This is a genomic window from Embleya sp. NPDC025285, assembly GCF_055558835.1.
This window is the reverse complement of record NZ_JBVHLU010000234.1, coordinates 1-4,274: the sequence shown is the minus strand read 5'-3', so window position 1 is coordinate 4,274 and position 4,274 is coordinate 1. Positions and strand designations below refer to the sequence as shown.

Genomic DNA, 4,274 nt, shown 5'->3' with positions numbered 1-4,274 from the left:
GCGGGCCGGGCCGATGCACTCGGCCCGGCCCGCCCGCGTTCGTGCCAGGAGGTTCGCGCGCTACAACTTCTGCACCGGCGCGTAGCGCAGCAGCAGGGTCTTCTCGCCGCCCGCGCCGAAGTCGATCGTGGCCTTGGCCTTGTCACCGGTCTCGGCGGTGGAGACCACGGTGCCCAGACCGAACTTGTCGTGGGTGACCCGGTCGCCGGGGGACAGCGCGAGGATCGGCCGCTCCTTGATCTGCGCGCCCTTGCCGAAGCCGCCGCGCGAGCCGACCGTCGACTTGGTCGCGGACAGCGCCTTGGCCGCCGACGGGGACGTACCGCGCCAGTCGACCAGCTTCTCGGGCAACTCGCCCAGGAAGCGCGACGGCGGGTTGTACGACGGCGCGCCCCACGCGCTGCGCATCTTCGCGAGCGTGACGTGCAGCCGCTCCCGGGCGCGGGTGATGCCGACGTAGGCCAGTCGGCGCTCCTCCTCCAGTTCCTTCGCGTCGCCCAGCGAGCGCATGTGCGGGAAGACGCCGTCCTCCAGACCGGTCAGGAACACCGTGGGGAACTCCAGGCCCTTGGCGGTGTGCAGGGTCATCAGCGTGACCACGCCGCCGTCCTCGCCGTCGGTGGGGATCTGGTCCGAGTCCGCCACCAGGGAGACCCGCTCCAGGAAGTCGGCCAACGTGCCGGAGCCACCCTCCTGAGCCTGGGCTTGTTCGAACTCCAGTGCCACCGCCGCGAGTTCCTGGAGGTTCTCGATCCGGGTCTCGTCCTGCGGGTCGCTGGACGCCTGCAACTCGGCCAGGTAGCCGGTCTGTTCCAGGATCGCCTCCAGCACGGTCGCCGGGCCCGCGCCGCCGTCCACGACCGCGGTGAGGTCGTCGAGCAGTTGCACGAAGCCCTTGACCGCGTTGGCGGACCGCTTGGCCAGGCCCGGCGCGTCCTCGGCGCGGCGCAGTGCCTGGGCGAACGGGATCCGGTCGCGGGTGGCGAGCACCTCCAGGCACGCCTCGGCCCGGTCGCCGATGCCGCGCTTGGGCACGTTCAGGATCCGCCGCAGCGAGACGGTGTCGTCCGGGTTGGCCAGCAGCCGCAGGTAGGCGAGCACGTCCCGGACCTCGCGGCGCTCGTAGAAGCGCACACCGCCGACGACCTTGTACGGCAGCCCGACCCGGATGAAGACTTCCTCGAACACGCGGGACTGGGCGTTGGTCCGGTAGAACACCGCGACCTGGCCCGGCTTGGTCTTGCCCGCGTCGGTGAGCCGGTCCACCTCGTCCGCGACGAACTGGGCCTCGTCGTGCTCGTCGTCGGCGACGTACCCGACGATGGGGGTGCCCTCGCCGGCGTCCGTCCACAGGTTCTTCGCGCGCCGATTGCTGTTGCGCTCGATCACCGCGTTGGCCGCGCTGAGGATGGTCTGCGTCGAGCGGTAGTTCTGCTCCAGCAGGATCGTCGTGGCGTCGGGGTAGTCGGCCTCGAAGTCGAGGATGTTGCGGATGGTCGCGCCGCGGAACGCGTAGATCGACTGGTCCGCGTCACCCACCACGCACAGCTCGGCCGGTTCGATCTCGGCCAGGCCCGCCTCGGCAGGGTTCACCAGGTCGCCGTCGACCGTGCGCCGGGGGCCGCTGCCCGCCGCGCCGCCGACCAGTTCGCGCACCAGCGTGTACTGCGCGTGGTTGGTGTCCTGGTACTCGTCGACCAGCACGTGTCGAAAACGCCGCCGGTAGTGCTCCGCGACGTCCGGGAACGCCTGGAGCAGATGCACCGTGGTCATGATCAGGTCGTCGAAGTCCAGCGCGTTGGCCTGGCGCAGCCGCTCCTGGTACATCGTGTACGCCTGAGCGAGTATGCGCTCGGTCTCGTTGATCGCCTTCGCCGCGAAGTCCTCGTGGTCGACCAGCTCGTTCTTGAGGTTGGAGACCTGGGCGTTGAACTTGCGCGGCGGGAACTTCTTCGGGTCCAGGTCCAGGTCGCGGCAGACCATCGCCATCAGCCGCTGCTGGTCGGCGGAGTCGTAGATGGAGAACGACGAGCTCATGCCGAGCTTCTTGTACTGCTGCCGCAGGATGCGTACGCACGCCGAGTGGAACGTGGACACCCACATGGCCCGGGTGCGCGGCCCGACCAGCGCCTCGACCCGTTCGCGCATCTCGGCGGCGGCCTTGTTGGTGAAGGTGATCGCCAGGATCTCGCCGGGGTGCACGTCCCGGGCCGCGAGCAGATACGCGATCCGGTGGGTCAGCACGCGCGTCTTGCCGGAGCCCGCGCCGGCCACGATGAGCAGCGGGGACCCCTCGTGCACGACCGCGGCGCGCTGCTGCGGGTTCATTCCGTCCAGCAGCCGCGCCGGATCCACGACCGGGCGCGGCGCGCCGTTGCGGTAGTAGGCGTCGCGCGGTTCGGGCGGCGGTGCGTACTGCCCTTCGTACAGGTCGTCCGGATAGTCCTCCGGAAGGCCGTACACGTGGTTCTCGTCCGGCTCGGGCGGCAGCGGAATGTCGTCCGCGGGGCTCGTGGGGGACTTCTTGGCCGCGGTCTCGAAACCGGGCAGGGGGATGTCGTCGAAGAGGCTGCTCATCGTTCCCCGAGTCTAGGTGGGTAACAAGCGAGTCGTGCTCGGCCCTTTGTACAGAGCGGAGATCATTGCGCCGACGACGGGTTTTCGCCGCCGGCATCACGTCGATCGGGATCGGTGGATCACCGGTCGGGGATCGATCCGATCAAGGGAGTACATCGTGCTGGACGATCGTGACGTGGAACGGGTGCTGGTGTTGGCCGCGCACCCGGACGACATCGACTACGGGGCGGCGGGGACGGTGGCGACCTGGACCGAGGCCGGCATCGAGGTGAGCTATTGCCTGGTCACCGACGGGGACGCGGGCGGCTTCGACCCGGCGGTGCCGCGATCCGAGATCGGCGGGATCCGGCGGGCCGAGCAGACCGCGGCGGCGGCGCACGTGGGGGTGAAGCGGCTCCACTGGCTCGGCTACCCGGACGGGCGGTTGGCCGCGACCCTCGAACTGCGGCGCGACATCACCCGGGTGATTCGGCAGGTGCGGCCGCAGCGCATGGTGATCCCCAGCCCCGAGCGGGACTGGACGCGGCTCGCGCCCAGCCATCCGGATCATCTGGAGGCGGGCGAGGCGGCGATGCGGGCGATCTACCCGGACGCCCGGAACCCCTTCGCGCACCCCGAGCTGTTGGACGCGGAGGGACTGCGGGAGTGGACCGTGCCGGAGACGTGGTTGTCGCCGACGGGGGATCCGGACCACGCGGTCGAGGTGAGCGCGGTGTTCGAGCGCAAGATGGCGGCGCTGTTGTCGCACGCGAGTCAGACGAGTCATCTGTCCGGGCTGCGCGAGGAGGTCACCGGGATGCTCGGCCGCAATGCCCTGCGGTTCGGTCTGGGCGCGGGGCGGATGGCCGAGGTGTTCCGGGTGGTGGACACCGCCTAGCGCATTCGGCGAGAGATCGAGGACGCGCCCGGGCGGTGAGCCGGCGGGCCCGGCGCCGGCTCAGGTCCACATGACGGCGATGGCGATGTTCGCCACGGTCAGCAGGCCGATCGCGCCGAGGACCTTCGGGGAGACCCGGTCCGCGGCGCGATTGCCCCAGACCAGCAGCAGGATCGCCAGCAGGATCACCAGCTTGGTGCCGATCTTGGCGTTGTCCACGTCCTGGTCCAGGCCCGCCTGGACCACCCCGACCAGCGCCAGACCGGTGACGAGCATGGTCAGCGCACCGTGCGTCATCGCGGGCACGATCCGCACGTCGCCGGTGCGCAGCCCGGACATCTGGGTGAGGAAGCCGCCGAGCAGGGACGCAATGCCCACGATGTGCAGGACCAGCAGGATCTGCCGCAGAACGTCCACGTCGTACAACTCCTCGTCGGCTCCTCGCGCGGCGCCCGGGACGCCGTCGTCGTTGCGGGTCGCAGCTTAGCCGGCGGCCGATAAGGGACCTTCCGGTTGGTCATACGCCGGCAATATGCGCCAAACGGCTCAAGATCGACTTTCGGGAATCCGGGCGCTTTTCCCGTGATACGGGGAGAAGGAAACGGTGACCTTGGTAAAGTTTTGGCAATGCAGAGGCCAATGGTGATGGTCGTGACACGCCTGTGACTAGTGTTCTGCGACAGGCGATCGGCTCGACGTCGGCCACCCGGTCGACACGATCGCCTCCGCCGAATTCGGGGACGCGTTTCGGTGACGGTGGGTGACCACCGTCGTCGCGACGAGAAGCCGGAACCGGGGACCCTCGCAGTCCCTGGGGTGA

At 69.6% G+C, this 4,274-nt stretch carries 3 protein-coding genes; 1 reads left to right on the top strand and 2 read right to left on the bottom strand.

Annotated elements, in window-relative coordinates:
* Positions 1-60: 60 nt before the first annotated feature.
* The gene (pcrA, locus tag ACZ4FV_RS51680; RefSeq protein ID WP_395869997.1) at positions 61-2,577 is read right to left on the bottom strand and encodes a DNA helicase PcrA; all 2,517 of its coding nucleotides are present in this window, start codon (positions 2,575-2,577) and stop codon (positions 61-63) included.
* Positions 2,578-2,734: 157 nt separating this feature from the next.
* Between pcrA and ACZ4FV_RS51675 the strand changes: the two genes are divergently transcribed.
* Positions 2,735-3,454, top strand: coding sequence for a PIG-L deacetylase family protein (locus tag ACZ4FV_RS51675; protein WP_395869995.1), 720 nt, complete (start codon positions 2,735-2,737; stop codon positions 3,452-3,454).
* Positions 3,455-3,514: 60 nt separating this feature from the next.
* Here the strand turns inward: ACZ4FV_RS51675 and ACZ4FV_RS51670 are convergent, their stop codons facing one another.
* Positions 3,515-3,871 carry a hypothetical protein gene (locus tag ACZ4FV_RS51670; RefSeq protein WP_395869993.1) on the bottom strand — a complete coding sequence of 119 codons (357 nt, stop codon included), beginning with the start codon at positions 3,869-3,871 and terminating at the stop codon, positions 3,515-3,517.
* Between the last annotated feature and the right edge of the window lie 403 nt (positions 3,872-4,274).

Coding starts and splice junctions, on each gene's coding strand:
- pcrA (WP_395869997.1), bottom strand. CDS start 2,577: ATGAGCAGCCTCTTCGACGACATCCCCCTGCCCGGTTTCGAGACCGCG.